The sequence below is a fragment of the Ensifer sp. ENS06 genome (genome assembly GCF_014852205.1).
Lineage (GTDB): Bacteria > Pseudomonadota > Alphaproteobacteria > Rhizobiales > Rhizobiaceae > Ensifer > Ensifer adhaerens.
Genome location: NZ_JACVBC010000003.1, coordinates 498,362 through 516,323 on the forward strand (window position 1 = coordinate 498,362; position 17,962 = coordinate 516,323).

A 17,962-nucleotide genomic window follows, 5' to 3' on the forward strand; every position below is an offset into this window, starting at 1 on the left:
AAAGATCAGCGCTTTGCCTGCTTGGCGCGTACGTCGAGCCAGACGGCGATCAGGATCACCAGGCCCTTGACGATGAGCTGGTAGAAGTAGGGGACCGACAGCATGTTCATGCCGTTGTTCATGACGCCGATGATGAGCGCGCCGATCAGCGTGCCGACCATGGTGCCGACGCCGCCGGCAAGCGAGGTGCCGCCGAGGACTGCCGCCGCGATCGCGTCGAGCTCGTAGCTCATGCCGGCATTGGTCTGGGCGGAGAACAGGCGGGAGGAGAGAAGCACGCCGCTGATCGCCGCCATCACGCCCGAGATCATGAAGATGGTGATCTTCAGCCGGTCGACCTTGATGCCGGAGTAGACCGCTGCCTCGCGATTGCCGCCCGTCAGATAGGCGCGGCGGCCGAAGCTCGTCTTGCTCAAAAGGATGTGGTTGACGAGGAAGAGCACGGCGACGACCCAGATGATGATCGGCAGGCCGAGGAAGCTTTCGGTACCGATGGCGGTCCAGGTCGAGTTCTCGATCATCGCCGGCGCGCCGTTGGTCGGCAGGCTGACCATGCCGCGGTAGATGCCCATGGTCGCGACGGTGACGATGAAGGATGGCAGCAGCAGCTTTGCCGTCAGTACGCCGTTCAGCATGCCCATCAGGGCGCCGGCAAGAAGCGTGATGGCGAGCGCCGGCGCGAAGCCGAGGCCGAAGGCGAAACATTGCGCGCCGACCATGCCCGCAACCGCAATGATCGAGCCGACCGAAAGGTCGATCTCACCAAGCAGGATCACCCAGGTCATGCCGAAGGCGGCGATCGCCACCACGGCCACCTGCTGCAGGATGTTCATGAAGTTGACGACCGACATGAAGCGCGGGTTGAGGAAGGAGAAGATGACGCAGAGCATCACCAACGACAAAAGGATGCCGCCATACTGTTTCAGGGCGCGCAGGAAGGTGGCGTGGAGTTCGGATTGCTGCGTCATGATTTAAATCCCGTTGCGTGCGCCATGATCGTTTCCGGGTTGAGTTCGGCGCCGGAAAGCGTTGCGCCGATGACGCCCTCGTGCATGACGACGACGCGGTCGCTCATTCCCAGCACTTCCGGCAGCTCGGAGGAGATCAGCAGGATCGCCGTCCCCTCGGCCGCCAGCTGGCGGATGATCTTGTAGATTTCGAACTTGGCGCCGACATCGACGCCGCGAGTGGGCTCGTCGAGGATCAGCACCTTGGGCCGGGTCAGCAGCCACTTGGCGAGCACGATCTTCTGCTGGTTGCCGCCGCTGAGCGAACCCGAGGGCGTGTCGAGCGAATGGGTCTTGATCGCCAGCCGGCCGACTTCCTGGGCTGCCGCCGTGCGTTCGGCGCGGCTGCGGGTGAAGCCGAGCGGGCCGGTGAAATCGGAGAGCGCCGCCATCGAGATGTTCCAGCCGACGCTGTGGCTGAGGACCAGGCCCTCTTCCTTGCGGTCTTCGGTGACGAAGCCGATGCCGCGGGCGATTGCCTCTGCCGGCGAGCGGAAGCGGACCGGTTGCCCCTCGAAGCGCACAGTTCCGGTCGCGGCCCTCATGCCGAAGAGCGCGTTCATCACCTCGGAGCGGCCGGAGCCGACGAGGCCGAAGAAGCCGAGGATTTCACCGGGCCGGATGTCGAAGGAGATGTTCTCGAACTCGCCGTCGCGGGTGAGGTCGTCGACGGAGAGAACCGGCGTGGCATCCGCCTTCTGTTTGTGTGCCGCTGGCGGATAAATTTCGTCCATGCGGCGGCCGACCATCAGCGCGATCAGCGCCTCGATGGTGACGTCGTCGCGATCATGGGTGGAGACATATTCACCGTCGCGGATGACCGTGATGTCGTCGCTGAGCCGCATGATCTCTTCCATGCGGTGCGAGATGTAGATGACCGCGACGCCACGGCTCTTCAGCCGCGCGATGATGTCGAAGAGGATCTCGGCTTCGCTGTCGCTGAGCGACGACGTCGGCTCGTCGAGAATGACGACTTTGGCCTCGTGGCTTAAGCCCTTGGCGATCTCGACCAGCTGGCGCTGGGCGATCGAGAGATTGCCGACCTTCTCGCTGACATCGATCGGCAGGCCGAGATCGGCGACGATCGCGCGGGCCCTGACGACCAGTTCCTTGTCGTTGATGAAGCCGAAGCGGCGTGGCTCGCGGGTGGCGAGAATGTTTTCGGCCACCGTCAGATTGCTGCAGAGGCTGAGTTCCTGGAAGACGATGGCAAGACCGAGTGCGGCGGCATCCTGCGGATTGCGCGGCTGGTAGGGGCGCCCATCGAGGGCGATTTCCCCCGAGGTCGCCTCGTGAACCCCTGCGAGGATCTTCATCAGCGTCGATTTGCCGGCGCCGTTTTCGCCGAGCAGCGTGTGCACCCGGCCGCGCCGAACCTTGAGGCGCATGCCCTTCAGCGCCGCGACCTGGCCGAAGGATTTGGTGACGTTGTCGATTTCGAGAATGGTATCGCTGGTCGAACCAAACATGGCGGCCTCCTTCAGGTCAGCCGAGAGCAGCGCCTCCGGCCAGAGGACGGAAACGGACCCTGATGGGTTGCCGCCGCCCCTGAGGTGAGGCGGCGGCTGTCCTGGGAGGACTTACTTCGCGGTGTAGACGCCGGGGACGATCGGCTGTTCGGCCGGCACGGTCTCGCCGGCGGCAACCTTGACGGCGGTGTCGACCGCCTGCTTGCCCATCTGGTCCGGGAACTGTTGGATGACGCCGACCATGACAGGGTTCGTGTCGACGGCGTCGCGCGCTTCCTTCATGCCGTCAAAGCCGATGACCTTGACCTGGGATTCGAGACCCGCAGCCTTGACCGCAACGGCAGCGGCAAGGGCGGCATCGTCGCCGAAGCCGAAGATGCCGGTGATATCAGGATTGGCCTGCAGCATGTTCTGGGCGGCGGCCAATGCTTCGGCGCGGGTGATGCCGGTCTGGATCGCGACGATTTCCATGTCCGGATGCTTGGCGATCGCTTCCTTGAAGCCGTTGACACGGTTTACCACCGACTGGACCGTCGGATAGTCGATGACGGCGACCTTGCCCTTGTTGTCGAGAACCTTGGCCATCAGCTCGCCGGCCTTGACGCCGCCGGTGAAGTTGTCGGTGCCGATATGCGAGGTGACGGTCGCGCCATTGGCCGGAACGTCGACAGTGATCACCTTGATGCCGGCCTTCTCGGCCTTTTCGATCGCAGCGCGCACGCCCTGGCTGTCGACCGGCGAGATGACGATGACGTCGACGCCCTTGACGATGAAGTCTTCGACATCGGCGAGCTGCTTGTTCAGATCCTGGTTGGCGATCGAGACCTCGAGCTTGACGTTCTTGGCTTCAGCTTCGGCTTTCATCGCGTCGGCGAGCTCGATGTAGAACGGGTGCTGCTGGGTCAGAAGCGACGCGCCGATGCCGTCGGCAAGAGCCGAGGAGGCAAGGAGCGACAGCGCCGTGCCGGCGACGAGAGATTTCAGAATGCGGGACATGTTCATGGTTTCCTCCCTGGAAACGGCGCGGGCCTTCTTGTGTCTCAGCCAAGCTGGCGAGGCCCTCCCACCGCCGTCTTGGTGAGGCCGTAAAAATCATAAAAGTTTTCGCGCGTCAACTTTTAAAAATACACGAACAAAATATTTGGAGCGCAGTGTGGAAATTTTTAGGTTGCAGCGGTCGTCCTTTCAGTCCTTTTGCGGGTGGCTTGTCTTTCCGCAGCCTTGCGCCAGATTTTATGACAAACGGCAAAGGAGACGAGCCATGGCTGAGACCGGCAAGACGGCGTTGGTCCGCATTCTCGGGCGGGTGCAAGGCGTCAGCTTCAGGGTCTGGACGCGTGACGAGGCGCGCAAGCTCGGTCTGGTGGGATGGGTTCGAAACGAGGCGGACGGGTCGGTAGCCGCCTTGATCAGCGGCCCGGAGGACGCTGTCACCCTCATGCTCGAGCGCCTGCATGACGGGCCGCCGGCGGCATGGGTTTCAAAGGTGGTTGCCGAATTTGTCGAGCCGCCCGGGCACATCGGTGACTTTCGCATCACCAAATAGGCCGGGATTGGTTTTTGGCGCCGGGTGGCGTTAGCCTGCCGAAACCGCTGACGGCCGGCCATAGGCGCGCAGAAACGTCTTTACCGCCCTGCGGGCGCTGATCTCCAGCTCTGCTTCGCTCGGCGTTTCACCGAAGAGCCCACCCATCTGCAGGTCGGCCTTGATCAGTGCGATGAACTGGCGCGCCGCGAGGTCGAAATCGTCGATGTCGAGCGGTGCGATGTGGGCAAGGCGCGCAAACAGCGCCGCCAGCGCCCGATCGGTCTTGCCGGGTCCCTGCTCCCGCCAGAACTGGAAGAGATGCGGATAGCGGTTGCCCTCGGTCGAGATCAGCTTCTGGATGAACTTGGCGTCCTGGTTGCAATTGCAGTTCTTGTTGAGGCGCACGGCAAATTCGGCCAGGTCTTCCTCGAGGTTGTCGGCGTTTTCGGGAAAGGTCGCGAGAATGGAGAAAAGCACGCCGTTCACGCGATCCATGATGTCCTGGATCACCGCCATGAACAGCGTCTCTTTCTCGCGGTAGTGATTGTAGATGGTCTGACGCGAGACACCCGCCGCGACGGCGATCTCGTCGATGCTGGCGCCGGAAAAGCCTTCCCGACAGAAAACATCGGCCGCGGCCTCCAGGATCGAGAGGCGTTTCGCGAATTGCCCTTTCTGGGGGCGAGCGTCAGCCGAGGCCAAATCAAATTTCTTCATGGACCGAAGATAGGCGCCATTGACGATTTAGACAATGCTGTCTAATTTGACACGTATGTCCAAATTAATGGACGGAATAGTCAGCGCAGGATGCGTATCCCCAACGTTCGATCCTGGCACGACGATGTCTTTGAGTTTCAATCCGGGCGGCAGCGATTTCGGCGCCGCGATTTCTGAAAGTTCATTGCCATGACAACGTCCTTCCTCCGCACGGCGATCGTGCTCGGCCTGATCTCGGCGATCGGCCCCTTTGCAATCGACATGTATCTGCCGGCCTTGCCGTCGATCGGCAAGGACCTGACGGCCGAAAACGGCGTGGTGCAGTTCAGCCTGCTGGCGTTCTTCATCTCCTTTGCCATCTCGCAGCTTGTCTATGGCCCCCTCTCCGATATTTGGGGCCGCAAGGCTCCGCTCTATCTCGGCATCGGCCTCTTCACCGTCGCCAGCATCGGCTGCGCGCTTTCAACCGACATCGAAACCCTGATCGCCTTCCGCTTCCTGCAAGGGATCGGCGGTGCCGCCGGCATGGTCATTCCGCGCGCCGTGGTGCGCGACATGCACACGGGCGTCCAGGCTGCGCGGCTGATGTCGATGCTGATGCTGGTCTTCAGCATTTCGCCGATCCTGGCGCCGCTTGCCGGCAGCGCCGTCATCGGCTTCTACGGTTGGCGCGGCGTGTTCTATGCGGTGACGATCGCCGCCTTCATCGGCCTGATCCTGCTCTCGACGCAATTGCAGGAAACCCGGCCGAAGAAGGATCGCGCCGACAGCAGTATCGCAAGTGCGCTTGCCGCCTATCGCCTGCTTCTCTCCGACCGCAATTTCCTGACGCTCACCTTCATCGGCGGCCTCGGCATTTCCGGGTTCCTGGTCTATCTCGCCAATTCGCCCTTCGTGCTGATCGACCATTATGGGCTGACGCCGACTGAGTACAGCATCGCCTTTTCGATCAATGCCGTGTCGTTCTTCGCTGTGTCGCAGGCGACCGGCTGGCTCGGCGAGCGCTTCGGCCTGGTGCGGGTCATGCATCTTGCCGTCGGCGCCTTCGCGCTGACCATGGTCACGATGTTCATCGTCATGAGCCTCGGCTTCAACCAGTTGCCTGTCATGGCCGCGTTCCTCTTCGTCGGCTATGGCGTGCTCGGCCTGGTTATCCCGACCTCGGCGGTGCTGGCGCTTGAAGACCACGGCGAGATCGCCGGCACGGCCTCGGCACTGATGGGTACGCTGCACTTTGTCACCGCCGCCGTCGCCATGGTGGTTGCGACTATCTTCTTCGACGGAACGGCCCTACCGATGGCCGGCGCGATCGCCGCTTGCGCCCTTGCCGCCTTCCTGCTGACGCAAGCAACGATCGGCCGCAGCCGGGTGGTCGCGGCAGAGTAGGCGCTGCTATTGCTGAACAAAGGCCGGCGAGGGCGTCCTCGCCGGCCTTTTGTTGTCAGGTATGACCGAATGGACCGTCCTTAAAAATTCCAGTCCTCGTCCTCGGTCGCCACAGCCTTGCCGATAACGTAGGACGAACCGGAACCGGAAAAGAAGTCGTGGTTCTCGTCGGCATTCGGCGAAAGCGCCGAGAGAATGGCCGGGTTGACCTTGCAGGCTTCCGCCGGAAACAGCGCCTCGTAGCCGAGGTTCATCAGCGCCTTGTTGGCGTTGTAGTGCAGGAACTTCTTCACGTCTTCGGTCAGGCCGACGTCGTCATAGAGCGCCTCGGTGTATTTCGCTTCGTTGTCGTAGAGTTCGAGCAGCAAGTCGAAGGCGAAAACCTTGATCTCCTGGCGGCGTTCCTCGCTCAAGCGCTCCAGCGCGCGCTGGAACTTGTAGCCGATGTAATAGCCGTGCACCGCCTCGTCGCGAATGATCAGCCGGATCATGTCGGCGGTGTTGGTGAGCTTGGCGCGGCTCGACCAGTACATCGGCAGATAGAAGCCGGAATAGAACAGGAAGCTTTCGAGAAAGACGCTCGCGACCTTCTTCTTCAGGGGATCGCCGGAGGCATACTCCGCCATGATCAGCGCGGACTTCTTCTGCAGGAACTCGTTCTCTTCCGACCAGCGATAGGCGTCATCGACATCGGGTGTCAGGCAGAGCGTCGAGAAGATCGAGGAATAGGAGCGGGCATGCACCGCCTCCATGAAGGAGATGTTGGAAAGCACCGCCTCCTCATGTGGGGTGGCCGCATCTTCCATCAGTCGGACGGCGCCGACGCCGTTCTGGATCGTGTCGAGCAAGGTGAGGCCGGTGAAGACGCGGATGGTGAGTGTCTGCTCCTCCGGCTTCAGCGTTGCCCAGGAGGGAATGTCGTTGGAAAGCGGCACCTTCTCCGGCAGCCAGAAATTGCCGGTCAGACGGTTCCAGACCTCCAGATCCTTGTCGTCTTCGATGCGGTTCCAGTTGATGGCGCGGATGCGGCTTGCGGGTTTGGTGTGCATGTTCATGTCGTTGAACCTTTGTGATCGTGTATGCCTCATCGCGCGGTGAGGGGGTGCCCCTCATCCGCCTGCCGGCACCTTCTCTCCTCTTGCGGGGAGAGGGCTAGGGTGAGGGGCCGTTACTGGAATGCGAGGTTACAGCGCGCAGGAAACGCAGCCCTGGACCTGCGTACCCTCGAGCGCCATCTGCCGAAGGCGGATGTAGTAGATGGTCTTGATGCCCTTCTTCCAGGCATGGATCTGAGCACGGTTGATGTCGCGGGTCGTTGCCGTGTCGCGGAAGAACAGGGTCAGCGACAGGCCCTGGTCGACGTGCTGGGTGGCGGCCGCATAGGTGTCGATGATCTTCTCCGGCCCGATCTCGTAGGCGTCCTGGTAATATTCGAGATTGTCGTTGGTCATGAAGGCGGCCGGATAGTAGACGCGGCCGATCTTGCCTTCCTTGCGGATCTCGATCTTCGAGACGATCGGGTGGATCGAGGAAGTGGAGTGGTTGATGTAGGAGATCGAACCGGTCGGCGGCACGGCCTGGAGGTTCTGGTTGTAAAGGCCGCCAGCTATCACCGCCCGTTTCAACTCCAGCCAGTCTTCCTGAGTCGGGATCGAGATGCCGGCTTCCTCGAACAGGCCCTTCACCTTTTCGGTCGCCGGCAGCCATTCGGCTTCGGTGTATTTGTCGAAATAATCACCCGACGCGTATTTCGAGTTTTCGAAGCCGGCGAAGTTCTTGCCCTTCTCGACCGCCAGCCGGTTCGACGCGCGGATGGCGTGATAGGTCACCGTGTAGAAATAGATGTTGGTGAAATCGATGCCTTCCTCGGAGCCGTAGTAGATGCGCTCGCGGGCGAGATAGCCGTGCAGGTTCATCTGCCCGAGGCCGATCGCGTGGCTGTCGTCGTTGCCCTTTTCGATCGAGGGCACGGACGAGATGTGGCTCATTTCGGAGACGGCGGTGAGGGCGCGGATCGAGGTCTCGATCGTCTGGCCGAAATCCGGGCTGTCCATCGCAGCCGCAATGTTCAGCGAACCGAGGTTGCAGGAGATGTCCTTGCCCATGTGCTTGTAGGAGAGGTCGTCGTTGAACGCGCTCGCTTCGCTCACCTGCAGGATTTCCGAGCAGAGATTGCTCATGGTGATGCGCCCGGCGATCGGGTTTGCCCGGTTCACCGTGTCCTCGAACATGATGTAGGGATAACCGCTCTCGAACTGGATCTCGGCGATGATCTGGAAGAAGTCGCGCGCCTTGATCTTGCGCTTGCGGATGCGGGCATCCTCGACCATCTCGCGGTACTTCTCGGTCACCGAAATCTCGGTGAGGGGCACGCCATAGACCTGCTCCACGTCATAGGGTGAGAACAGATACATGTCCTCATTGTTGCGGGCGAGCTCGAAGGTGATGTCGGGGATGACGACGCCGAGCGACAGCGTCTTGATGCGGATCTTCTCGTCGGCGTTTTCGCGCTTGGTATCGAGGAAGCGCATGATGTCGGGGTGGTGGGCGTGCAGGTAGACAGCACCGGCTCCCTGGCGCGCGCCGAGTTGGTTGGCGTAAGAGAAACTGTCTTCGAGCAGCTTCATGACCGGGATGACGCCGGATGACTGGTTCTCGATCTGCTTGATCGGCGCGCCCATCTCGCGGATGTTGGTGAGCGACAGCGCCACGCCGCCACCGCGCTTGGAAAGCTGCAGCGCCGAATTGATGGCGCGGCCGATACTCTCCATGTTGTCCTCGATCCGGAGCAGAAAGCAGGAGACGAGCTCGCCGCGGCTCTTCTTGCCGGCGTTGAGGAAAGTCGGCGTTGCCGGCTGGAAGCGGCCGGAGATGATCTCGTCGACGAGATCGCGGGCAAGCCCCTCGTTGCCGCGCGCCAAGGCCATCGCCACCATGCAGACACGGTCTTCGTAGCGTTCCAGGTAGCGCTTTCCGTCGAAGGTCTTCAGCGTATAGGACGTGTAGTATTTGAACGCCCCGAGGAAGGTCGGAAAGCGGAACTTCTTTGAATAGGCATGATCGTAGAGATCGCGCACGAAGTTGAAGGAATACTGGTCCAGCACTTCCTGCTCGTAATAGCCCTCGGTCACCAGATAATCGAGTTTTTCCCGGAGGTTATGGAAGAACACCGTGTTCTGGTTGACGTGCTGGAGGAAGTACTGTTTCGCCGCCTGCCGGTCCTTGTCGAGCTGGATCCGTCCCTCTTCGTCATAGAGGTTCAGCATTGCGTTCAGCGCATGATAGTCGAGCGCTGCTTCCGTCGCCTTCAAGGGGCGTTCGAGTGTCGTGACGTCCAAAATCGTTCCATCCCGTTTTTGACATTGGCGACGTCCTCGTCGGTCCCGAGCAGCTCGAACCGGTAGAGATAGGGTACCCGGCACTTGGCCGAAATCACGTCGCCGGCGATCCCGTAGGTCGCGCCGAAATTGCTGTTGCCCGCTGCGATCACGCCGCGGATGTGAGAGCGGTTGCCCGCGTCGTTCAAGAAGCGGATGACCTGCTTCGGCACCGCCCCGCGGCCATCGTCGCCGCAATAGGTCGGCACGATCAGCACATAGGGCTCTGCGACCGTAAGTGCGTCCATACTTTCCCTGAGCGGTATGCGGGCGGCGCGAAGGCCGAGCTTTTCGACGAAGCGATGGGTGTTTTCCGAGCGACTGGAAAAATAGACGATCAGGCCCATCGCCCGCGTCCTTCAGGAAAGCGCGCTGATCATGTCCGGGCGGAAACCCGCCCAATGCCGCTCGCCGGCGACGACGACCGGGACCTGCCGATAGCCAAGACCCTGCACCAGCGCGAATGCATCGGAATCCTCGGAGATATCGACGATGCGATAATCGATGCCTTGGCGGTCGAGCGCACGGGTTGTGGCGGTGCATTGGACGCAGGCTGGTTTGCTGTAGACGGTGATCGACATGGGTTCCTCGTGAGGGTCTGGCAAATGGGCGCAAAAAGTCGTCGGATCGCGCGAACGCGAACCGTGGTGTTGGCGATTGGACACGAAACATCGCTCCCCGGTCGACTCGACCGGAGTTGACGTCGTCAAGCTGGCCCAAGGTCGGTTACGCAACCGGGCCGGCTCGTTTTGGTCGGGCGCTCAGGAATTCCGCGGATGCGGGTTTTCAAGGCGCGGCCTTTCGATCAGGCGCGCAACAATGCGCACCCGTCCGCAGAAGGTGGATCTGAACTGGAAGAAACTGGCATGACTTCACCCCGAAGCTTTCGACGGGCTGCCGGGGAGACGTCGAGACGATCGGGCAGGCTCATCCTGCCACGCACTCAACCCCTCCGGACACCCCGCCCGTGGACGTTTGGTGATCGAGGCAGGTCTCCTGGCTTACGGGTCAAAGCTTCCATCCCGACCTTCCCGAGGCCTCATGCCTCAGTGGTCCAAATCCGGACAGTCGCTCGCCGTCTACAGTTGCGGGGGCAGCTACGGCATAGCCTCAGCGGAAACCCGCCGGCGCACCGTATTCCCGTCTTAGCTCCCAATCCTTGCGAATCGGAAGAACCTCGAACACTAGATATAGTAGTTCATCGCAAATCTGCGTCAATAGGTTCCGTATGTGGAAGGCGGGGGTAGGAGGGTGGTTTCTTTTGCAGTGTGGATAACGGGGAGTAAACAGCCGGTTGGCACCAAGGTTGTGGATAGGGCGCCCCTGGTGCGGACGCCCCATTCCATCAAGCAGCGAAAGCGGCCACGGGCCGGTTGTCCTCGTCGACGGCGACCATAGCGAACGTTCCGGTAACAGTCCGCTGTCGCAGACCGGTGAGGAGCTCTTCCGACCAGAGTTCGACCTCGACGGTGGCTGAACTGCGACCCGTCCGCACAATGCGGGCGATGGGTTCGATGATCGAACCGATCATGATCCGGTGCTTGAAGTCCATACCGGTGCAGGAGGCAAGGACGGTCGCCCGGCGGCTCCGGCGCGTCGCGACGACGAATGCGGCCTTCGTCATATGCGCGAGGGCGTTGCCAGCGCATATGGCGCCAAAGCTGTTGGCCTGGCCGGGAAAGACGATGTCGACCATGCGTAGGGTGCCCGCCTCTTCGGGCGTGTCCGTTGCCACATCGAGCGGCGGCAGCATCCAATCCGTTTCATCGGCACGGGGCATCGCGACCATGGTGAAGGTGCCCCTGCTGCAAAGGGCGCGGCTGCCGGTGGCGATATCTTCCGCGATCATCTCGACCTCGACCACCATCGAGCGGCGCCCGACACGAACCGGACGGCCGCTGAAGCAGACGATCTGACCGATGCGCGCAGGCGCACGAAAATCGATGCGGTCGCAGGATGCGGTGACGAAGGGAACGCGCCCGTGACGGGTGGCGACGATGAAAGCGATCCGGTCCATCGACGCGAGGGCGGCGCCACCAAAGAGCGTGCCATGGTGATTGGTATCGCCTGGAAAAACGATGTCGATCAGGGTTTGTGGCGCCGGGGTTTCCCCCGGCGCCGTCGTGACTTCGTGCTGCCCCGTCATGCTTTGACGGCTTCGCGCGTATCGGCGGCAAAAGCCGCTCGAAGCGAGCGGGCGGCGGCGACCATGTTGACGAGCGCCGGCCGCGTCTCTTCCCAGCGCCTGGTCTTCAGTCCGCAATCGGGATTGACCCAGATCTGGTCCGGCGTGAGGCCCTCGGTCGCTTTTTCGATGAGATGCACCATTTCCTCGACGCTGGGCACTCGCGGCGAATGGATGTCGTAGACGCCCGGGCCGATCTCGTTCGGATAGGCCTTGTCGGCGAAGGCGCCGAGCAGTTCCATTTTCGATCGCGACGTCTCGATCGACATGACGTCGGCGTCCATCGCCGCGATTGCGGCCATGATGTCGTTGAACTCGGAGTAGCACATATGGGTGTGGATTTGGGTCGCATCGCCCACCCCGGCTGCACTGAGACGGAAGCACTCCACCGCCCAGTCGAGATAGGGCTTGCGATCGGCATTACGCAGCGGCAGGCCTTCGCGCAGTGCCGGTTCGTCGATCTGGATGATGGCGATGCCGGCCGCCTCGAGATCCGACACTTCATCGCGCAGTGCTAGCGCGATCTGCCGGCACACCACGGAACGTGGCAGGTCGTCACGAACGAAGGACCATAGCAGCATGGTGACCGGACCCGTCAGCATGCCCTTGACCGGGCGATCGGTCAGCGACTGCGCGAAGGTCGCCCACTCGACCGTCATCGGGTTTGGTCGCGAAACGTCGCCGAAGATAACAGGCGGACGCACGCAGCGCGATCCGTAGCTCTGCACCCAGCCGCTCTGGGTGAAGGCGTAGCCCGAGAGCTGCTCGCCAAAATATTGCACCATGTCGTTGCGCTCGAACTCGCCGTGAACGAGTACGTCGATGCCGACCTCTTCCTGCCAGCGCACCGCCAGTTCGGTCTCTCGGCGAAGATAGGCGGTGTAGTCGACATAGCTGAGTTCGCCCTTCGCATGCAGTGAACGGGCCTGCCGAACCTCCGATGTCTGTGGGAAGGATCCGATCGTCGTTGTCGGGAAGAGCGGCAATGACAGCTTCTTCGCCTGCAGTGCCCGGCGACCCGCGAACGGGGACTGCCGCTTGCTGTCCGCATCCGTCAGCGCTTTCAAGCGCCCGGCGACCAAAGGATCATGGATCCTGAGTGAGGTGAGCCTCGCCTGGGCGGACGCGATCGAGGCGGCGAAAACGTGCTCGGAAATGGCAAGCCCCGGCTCGAAGGCGCTGGCAAGCAGGCTGAGTTCGTCGAGTTTCTGCGTACCGAAGGCGAGCCAGGAGGAAAGTTCCGGATCAAGCGCACGCTCCAGCTCGAGATCGATAGGCACGTGCAGGAGTGAGCATGAAGGTGCGAGTTCGATGCGGTCGCGGCCGTGGGCCGAAGTCAGAGGCTGCAGCCGGCGGAACAGGCCGGCCAGATCGGTCCGCCAGATGTTGCGGCCGTCGATGACCCCGAGCGATAGGACCCGGTCCGCCGGAGCCGATTGGATGAGCGTGTCGATCTGCTGCGGCGCGCGCACGAGATCGACATGCAGTCCATCGACCGGCAGCGCCAACGCCGTTGCCGTGTTGTCGCCGATCGAGCCGAAATAGGTCGCCAGCATGATCTTGAGTCCGGGCACGTCGGTGTCGAACGTGCGATAGGCGAGGTCGAGAGCGCGACGATCCTTGTCCGCGAGATCGAGCGCCAGGCAAGGCTCGTCGATCTGGACCCAATCGGCGCCGGCGTCAGCAAGCTCCGCCAGGACCCTCACGTAAACGGGCAGGAGCCGTTCGATCAGATCGACCGGATCGAAGTCGCCGCCCTTCGATTTGCCGAGCTTCAGCAGTGTCACCGGGCCGATGAGCACCGGGCGTGTGCGATAGCCGAGGGCCTGAGCTTCCTGGAAGGCTTCCAGCGGCCGATTGTGGGTGAGCTCGAAGCGCTGATCCCTGTCGAACTCGGGCACCATGTAGTGATAGTTGGTGTCGAACCACTTTGTCATTTCGAGCGCGGGAGTGCCGCTGCTGCTTCCCGAATGGGTGCAGCCGGCGGCGCAGGGCGTTCCGGCCGAGCCGCGCGCCATGGCAAAATAGGTGTCGAGATCGACCGGGCCGCCCGTCCAGCCATAGGCCGGCGGGATTGCGCCGACAAGCACGGCGGTATCGAGCACGTGGTCGTAGAAGGAGAAGTCATTGGAGGGGATGATGTCGATGCCGCGCGTTTTCTGCGCGGCCCAGTTTTCAGCGCGGAGCTTGGCTCCGGTATCGAGAAGTTCGCCGCGGCTGGCCTTTCCGGCCCAATAGCGTTCGAGCGCGAATTTCAATTCGCGACGGCGGCCGATGCGCGGGAAACCGAGATTGGCAGTCTTGATGGTCATTTCCTTACCCCGAAGGTTATGGGCAAGGCTTGAATGCGACGCAGCCGCGGCGCGAGAGCGATCCCGCGTCCTCAACGCGCCTCATCGGACACCCCGCCCGTGGACGTTGTTCATCGCGGCAGGTCTCCTGGCTTGCGGGTCGTCACGGACCGTTCCGTCTTCCCGAGGCGTCTCCCTCAGTGACATCTTCGAACGGCCGCTCTCCGCTTACAGTTGCGGGGGCAGCTCCGGCATGGGCGCTTGTCTGGCGCCGCACCGAATTCCCTCTTAGCTCCGTCCCTCCAAAGGCGGGCGAAGAACCACGATGGGGCGACAATGCCCTGTCCCGAGCTCTTCGTCAATCGCATAAAGAAATGCTTATGTCTTTATTCTCTCCCGCCGCCGCCCGCGGCGAGACAATGGCAGGACGAGGTCTTTCCATTGCTTTCCGCTCACGGGACGGTTGCGGTTTGGTCGAAGCGTCCTCCTCCGGCCACTGCCACGGATCCGCCGCGTCGCCAACGCGCGCGCGGATATGCTCTTGATCTCGCGTCAGGCCGATATCCCGGAGTTGGAACTCGTTGAACGTGTCGATGGCAACCGGAGGGTTGAGGGTCTTATCGGCCCAGTTCAGGACATGGTAAATCGTTGATCGCACTGCGCTAAGCATTGCTATCCTCACTTCTTTCAAGGGCGTGTGTTCGCGAAAAAAAGTGAGGGTTTTTGCCGTTTCGCGCAAAGCGATTTCTCGCATGCTGGCATAAAGAATGCTTATCTCAGTTCCATGAGCAAGATTCCTCCCATGAGTGCGGTGCGCGCCTTTGAGGCCGCCGCCAGGCACCTGAGTTTCACCCGCGCCGCCGAAGAGCTCGGCATGACGCAGGCGGCCGTCAGCTATCAGATCCGGCTGTTGGAAGATCGCATCGGCGCGCCGCTGTTCGTTCGGCTTCCGCGCGAGGTGCGATTGACCGGCGCCGGGCGGCAGCTAGCGCCGAAGGTGACCGAAGCGATCGATCTCTTAGGGGCGGCTTTCTCGGAGATCGCCGACAAGACCGAACATCACCTGCACATCTCGGTGCTGCCAACCGTCGTGTCGAGCTGGCTCGGTCAGCGCCTCGCGTCGTTTCAGACCGCGCATCCCAACATCAGCATCAGGGTGCACATGTCGACCGAGTTGGTCGATTTCAAACGTGACGCCATCGATCTCGCGGTGCGCAGCGGCGCCGGCGACTGGCCGGGCAACGATGTCTTTCCCTTGTTTCCGCTCGATTACGTGCCTGTCTGCACGCCATCCTTCCTGGAAAAGTACCAGCTCAAGGAGCCCGCGGACGTTCTGAGAGTCCGGCGTTTCGGCAACGCCAGCTGGTGGCGGCGGTGGATGATCGAAACCGGCGTCGAGCCGCCGGCAAGCAATGGCACCGAATTGATCTTCGACGTGCAGGCGATGGATGTCGCCACAATCCTTGCGGATCACGGCATTGCGATTGCCGTCTCGACCTTCCTGATGGATGAACTGAAGAGCGGCAGGCTCATCCGGCCGTTCGAGCATGTGGTGCGCGACGGCCGCGCCTATTGGCTCGTCTATCCGCAAAGCACCAGGCGGCAGAAGAAGATCCAGGCCTTTCGCGACTGGGTCGTCGCCGAGGCCGATGCGTCGAACGCCATGCTTTCGACCGTGATGGAGCAATCCTGTCCGGCGTCGCGTCGGACCGACCGCGGCGCAATGTAGAGACACAACGGGGCCTACTCGGCCCGTCGGTCTTCTGAAGATGACGCTTTCATGGAGAAACTGAAAATCAGCTGAGAACGGCTGTTACCAAACTGACATGGCGGCTCCCTAAAGACTGCGGCCAACCGCAGAGAAGGGAAGTATCAGCCCTCCGACGCGGATACCGCAAGCCATCGTCGGAGGCCCGTTTCCATGAAAATCGTCCAGATCAGCGACACCCATCTCAGCCCCGCCAAAAGCCACTTCAATGGCAATTGGGAACCGGTTCGCGCCTGGATCGAGGCGGTAAAACCCGATCTCGTCATCCACACCGGCGACGTCACCATCGATGGTGCCGACCACGAGGACGACATCACCTTCTCGCTCGATCTGATCGGCCAGCTCTCGATGCCGGTGCTGATCGTTCCCGGCAATCACGATGTCGGCCATCTGCCGGGTTCGCACCAGCCGGTGGATCCGGTTCGGCTTGCCCGCTGGCGCCGGCTCGCCGGTCCGGACTACTGGGGCCGCGACCATGGCGACTGGCGGCTGCTCGGCCTCAACAGCCTGCTGATCGGCTTCGAGGACGAAGAAGAAGACAGGCAGTTTAATTGGCTGGAGGAACAGTTGCTCAGCCGCGACGGCCGCCGGGTGGCCGTCTTTGCCCACAAGCCGCTCTTCGTCGACGATCCGGGCGAAGGCGACACCGGCTACTGGGGCATCCGTCCGCGCCAGCGCCAACGCCTGTTTGATCTTTTCGCCGAAGCCGAGGTGGCGCTGCATGCAAGCGGCCACCTGCACTGGGCCTGGACGGGCAAGCACGCCGGGACGTCGCTCGTCTGGGCGCCGCCGACCTCCTTCATCATTGATACGCTGGAACGGCCGATGCCGGGCGAGCGGCTGGTCGGCGCCGTCGTACACGAGTTTAGCGACGTCAACGTCAAAAGCGAGATCATCGCGGTGCCGGGACTGACCAGCCACCTGCTCGATCCGATCGTCGAAGAGGTCTACCCGCTGGCGGCCAAGAAGACGGTCCGTGTGGAGGCCGCGCAATGAGCGTGCTTTCGCTAGAGGGTATCACCAAGTCCTATGGCGGCAACGCGATCCTGAAGGGGGTTAGCCTGCAGGCGGAGGCGGGTGAGTTCATCGCGCTCGTTGGTCCTTCCGGCTGCGGCAAGAGCACGCTGTTGCGCATCGTCGCCGGTCTCGATCATGGCGACGGCGGCGAGATCGTCATCGGCGGCCGCAGTGTCGCGCGCATGGCCGCGGCCGATCGCAATGTCGCGATGGTCTTCCAGTCCTATGCCCTCTATCCGCACCTGACGGCGGGCGAGAACATCGCCGTGCCGCTTGCGATGCGGCGGCTGACAGCGGCGCAGCGCCTGCCTGTGATCGGCAATCTGATGCCGGGGCAGAAGCAGATCCGCAGCGATATCCAGCGCCAGGTCAAGGAAATGGCGCTGGCGCTGAAGATCGATCACCTGCTCGACCGCAAGCCCGGCCAGATGTCCGGCGGCCAGCGCCAGCGCGTGGCGCTCGCCCGCGCCATGGTGCGCCGCCCGGCCGTCTTCCTGATGGACGAGCCGCTCTCCAATCTTGATGCCAACCTGCGCGTCCACGCCCGCGGCGAGATCGTCGATCTCCACCGCCGCGCCGGCGTGCCGACGCTCTATGTCACCCACGACCAGTCGGAAGCGCTGTCGATGGCGGATCGAGTGGCGGTGATGATCGGCGGCAATCTCTTGCAACTGGCGACCCCGAAGGAGATCTACGACAACCCCTCCCATATCGAGGTCGCACGCTTCCTCGGCCAGCCGAAGATCAACGTGCTGGAGACCCGCACGGATACGGCGAGCATCGTGCGCTTCGGCGATCTGGTGCTTCTGGCAAGCCGCGGACAGGCGCCGGATGCTTCAGTGAAGCTCGCAATCCGCCCGGAATTCGTGCGCTTCCATGCGGCAAGCGCCGGCCGATTGAGCGCGCGGGTCGAGCGTATGGAGTTCCTCGGCTCTGAGGTGATCGTCCATGCCCGCCTCGATGCGATCGGCGAGGTGGTCACTGCCAAGTCAGCACCTGCCGAGGCCGCGGCGCTCGCGATCGGTCAGCCCGTTGACGTCGAGTTCATGCCGGAACGGGCGATGCTGTTCGACGGCGAGGGCACCCGGCTGCCGGCCGAGCGGGTCGCTATCGCCGCGACGCTGGAGAAGATCCATGGCTAAGGCGGGTTCCAATCGGGATACGGCGGCAGGGGCGGCGGATTGCGTGGATACCGCCCTCTGCCCTGCCGGGCATCT

The 17,962-nt window shown here is 62.4% G+C and carries 16 protein-coding genes and 2 riboswitches; of the genes, 5 read left to right on the forward strand and 11 right to left on the reverse strand.

Translation table 11 applies throughout. The features are described from left to right. Nucleotides 1–5: 5 nt before the first annotated feature. The 3 genes from IB279_RS15885 to IB279_RS15895 form a co-directional block, all read right to left on the reverse strand. Nucleotides 6–968 carry an ABC transporter permease gene (locus IB279_RS15885; RefSeq protein WP_192339340.1) on the reverse strand — a complete coding sequence of 321 codons (963 nt, stop codon included), beginning with the start codon at nt 966–968 and terminating at the stop codon, nt 6–8. After that, nucleotides 965–2,476 (reverse strand): sugar ABC transporter ATP-binding protein, encoded by a 1,512-nt coding sequence (locus tag IB279_RS15890; RefSeq protein WP_192339341.1) that lies wholly within the window; start codon nt 2,474–2,476, stop codon nt 965–967. Before IB279_RS15890 ends, IB279_RS15885 begins: the two co-directional genes overlap by 4 nt. A gap of 111 nt (nt 2,477–2,587) precedes the next feature. Further along, a complete protein-coding gene (locus IB279_RS15895) occupies nt 2,588–3,478 on the reverse strand; it encodes a substrate-binding domain-containing protein (protein ID WP_192339342.1) in 891 nt (296 codons plus the stop codon). Between the two features lie 259 nt (nt 3,479–3,737). On the opposite strand from IB279_RS15895, the gene IB279_RS15900 reads away from it, so the two are divergent. Then, entirely contained in the window at nt 3,738–4,022 is a 285-nt protein-coding gene (locus IB279_RS15900; protein ID WP_060530400.1) for an acylphosphatase, read from the forward strand. A 30-nt stretch (nt 4,023–4,052) separates the two neighbouring features. Here the strand turns inward: IB279_RS15900 and IB279_RS15905 are convergent, their stop codons facing one another. Continuing rightward, a complete protein-coding gene (locus tag IB279_RS15905; RefSeq protein WP_192339343.1) occupies nt 4,053–4,721 on the reverse strand; it encodes a TetR/AcrR family transcriptional regulator in 669 nt (222 codons plus the stop codon). A 189-nt stretch (nt 4,722–4,910) separates the two neighbouring features. On the opposite strand from IB279_RS15905, the gene IB279_RS15910 reads away from it, so the two are divergent. Continuing rightward, nucleotides 4,911–6,107: a multidrug effflux MFS transporter gene (locus tag IB279_RS15910; protein WP_060521947.1), complete on the forward strand. Its 1,197-nt coding sequence runs from the start codon at nt 4,911–4,913 to the stop codon at nt 6,105–6,107. Nucleotides 6,108–6,187: 80 nt separating this feature from the next. On the opposite strand, the gene nrdF is transcribed toward IB279_RS15910, so the two are convergent. From nrdF to IB279_RS15945, 7 genes are all read right to left on the reverse strand, one after another. Continuing rightward, nucleotides 6,188–7,162: a class 1b ribonucleoside-diphosphate reductase subunit beta gene (gene nrdF, locus IB279_RS15915; protein ID WP_113504700.1), complete on the reverse strand. Its 975-nt coding sequence runs from the start codon at nt 7,160–7,162 to the stop codon at nt 6,188–6,190. Between the two features lie 129 nt (nt 7,163–7,291). Next, nucleotides 7,292–9,445, reverse strand: coding sequence for a class 1b ribonucleoside-diphosphate reductase subunit alpha (gene nrdE / locus IB279_RS15920; protein ID WP_060601750.1), 2,154 nt, complete (start codon nt 9,443–9,445; stop codon nt 7,292–7,294). Beyond that, nucleotides 9,415–9,831: a class Ib ribonucleoside-diphosphate reductase assembly flavoprotein NrdI gene (gene nrdI, locus IB279_RS15925; protein WP_060644618.1), complete on the reverse strand. Its 417-nt coding sequence runs from the start codon at nt 9,829–9,831 to the stop codon at nt 9,415–9,417. The genes nrdE and nrdI overlap by 31 nt, the downstream gene beginning before the upstream one ends. A gap of 12 nt (nt 9,832–9,843) precedes the next feature. Then, entirely contained in the window at nt 9,844–10,065 is a 222-nt protein-coding gene (gene nrdH / locus IB279_RS15930; protein WP_034805557.1) for a glutaredoxin-like protein NrdH, read from the reverse strand. 387 nt (nt 10,066–10,452) lie between these two features. Next, a riboswitch (cobalamin riboswitch) is annotated at nt 10,453–10,679 on the reverse strand. Nucleotides 10,680–10,829: 150 nt separating this feature from the next. Continuing rightward, nucleotides 10,830–11,630, reverse strand: a complete 801-nt coding sequence (locus IB279_RS15935; RefSeq protein WP_113187132.1) for an acyl-CoA thioesterase — start codon at nt 11,628–11,630, stop codon at nt 10,830–10,832. Then, nucleotides 11,627–13,981: a 5-methyltetrahydropteroyltriglutamate--homocysteine S-methyltransferase gene (metE, locus tag IB279_RS15940; protein ID WP_113504698.1), complete on the reverse strand. Its 2,355-nt coding sequence runs from the start codon at nt 13,979–13,981 to the stop codon at nt 11,627–11,629. The genes IB279_RS15935 and metE overlap by 4 nt, the downstream gene beginning before the upstream one ends. 99 nt (nt 13,982–14,080) lie before the next feature. Next, nucleotides 14,081–14,300, reverse strand: a riboswitch (cobalamin riboswitch). 18 nt (nt 14,301–14,318) lie between these two features. Continuing rightward, entirely contained in the window at nt 14,319–14,699 is a 381-nt protein-coding gene (locus IB279_RS15945; protein WP_162731770.1) for a hypothetical protein, read from the reverse strand. Between the two features lie 63 nt (nt 14,700–14,762). On the opposite strand from IB279_RS15945, the gene IB279_RS15950 reads away from it, so the two are divergent. From IB279_RS15950 to IB279_RS15960, 3 genes are all read left to right on the forward strand, one after another. Further along, nucleotides 14,763–15,689, forward strand: coding sequence for a LysR substrate-binding domain-containing protein (locus tag IB279_RS15950; RefSeq protein ID WP_060581053.1), 927 nt, complete (start codon nt 14,763–14,765; stop codon nt 15,687–15,689). Nucleotides 15,690–15,881: 192 nt separating this feature from the next. After that, nucleotides 15,882–16,724, forward strand: coding sequence for a metallophosphoesterase (locus IB279_RS15955; RefSeq protein WP_060581052.1), 843 nt, complete (start codon nt 15,882–15,884; stop codon nt 16,722–16,724). Beyond that, entirely contained in the window at nt 16,721–17,887 is a 1,167-nt protein-coding gene (locus IB279_RS15960; RefSeq protein ID WP_060581051.1) for an ABC transporter ATP-binding protein, read from the forward strand. Before IB279_RS15955 ends, IB279_RS15960 begins: the two co-directional genes overlap by 4 nt. Nucleotides 17,888–17,962: the final 75 nt, after the last annotated feature.

Coding starts and splice junctions, on each gene's coding strand:
- IB279_RS15885 (WP_192339340.1), bottom strand. CDS start 968: ATGACGCAGCAATCCGAACTCCACGCCACCTTCCTGCGCGCCCTGAAA.
- IB279_RS15890 (WP_192339341.1), bottom strand. CDS start 2,476: ATGTTTGGTTCGACCAGCGATACCATTCTCGAAATCGACAACGTCACC.
- IB279_RS15895 (WP_192339342.1), bottom strand. CDS start 3,478: ATGAACATGTCCCGCATTCTGAAATCTCTCGTCGCCGGCACGGCGCTG.
- IB279_RS15900 (WP_060530400.1), top strand. CDS start 3,738: ATGGCTGAGACCGGCAAGACGGCGTTGGTCCGCATTCTCGGGCGGGTG.
- IB279_RS15905 (WP_192339343.1), bottom strand. CDS start 4,721: ATGAAGAAATTTGATTTGGCCTCGGCTGACGCTCGCCCCCAGAAAGGG.
- IB279_RS15910 (WP_060521947.1), top strand. CDS start 4,911: ATGACAACGTCCTTCCTCCGCACGGCGATCGTGCTCGGCCTGATCTCG.
- nrdF (WP_113504700.1), bottom strand. CDS start 7,162: ATGAACATGCACACCAAACCCGCAAGCCGCATCCGCGCCATCAACTGG.
- nrdI (WP_060644618.1), bottom strand. CDS start 9,831: ATGGGCCTGATCGTCTATTTTTCCAGTCGCTCGGAAAACACCCATCGC.
- nrdH (WP_034805557.1), bottom strand. CDS start 10,065: ATGTCGATCACCGTCTACAGCAAACCAGCCTGCGTCCAATGCACCGCC.
- IB279_RS15935 (WP_113187132.1), bottom strand. CDS start 11,630: ATGACGGGGCAGCACGAAGTCACGACGGCGCCGGGGGAAACCCCGGCG.
- metE (WP_113504698.1), bottom strand. CDS start 13,981: ATGACCATCAAGACTGCCAATCTCGGTTTCCCGCGCATCGGCCGCCGT.
- IB279_RS15950 (WP_060581053.1), top strand. CDS start 14,763: ATGAGTGCGGTGCGCGCCTTTGAGGCCGCCGCCAGGCACCTGAGTTTC.
- IB279_RS15955 (WP_060581052.1), top strand. CDS start 15,882: ATGAAAATCGTCCAGATCAGCGACACCCATCTCAGCCCCGCCAAAAGC.
- IB279_RS15960 (WP_060581051.1), top strand. CDS start 16,721: ATGAGCGTGCTTTCGCTAGAGGGTATCACCAAGTCCTATGGCGGCAAC.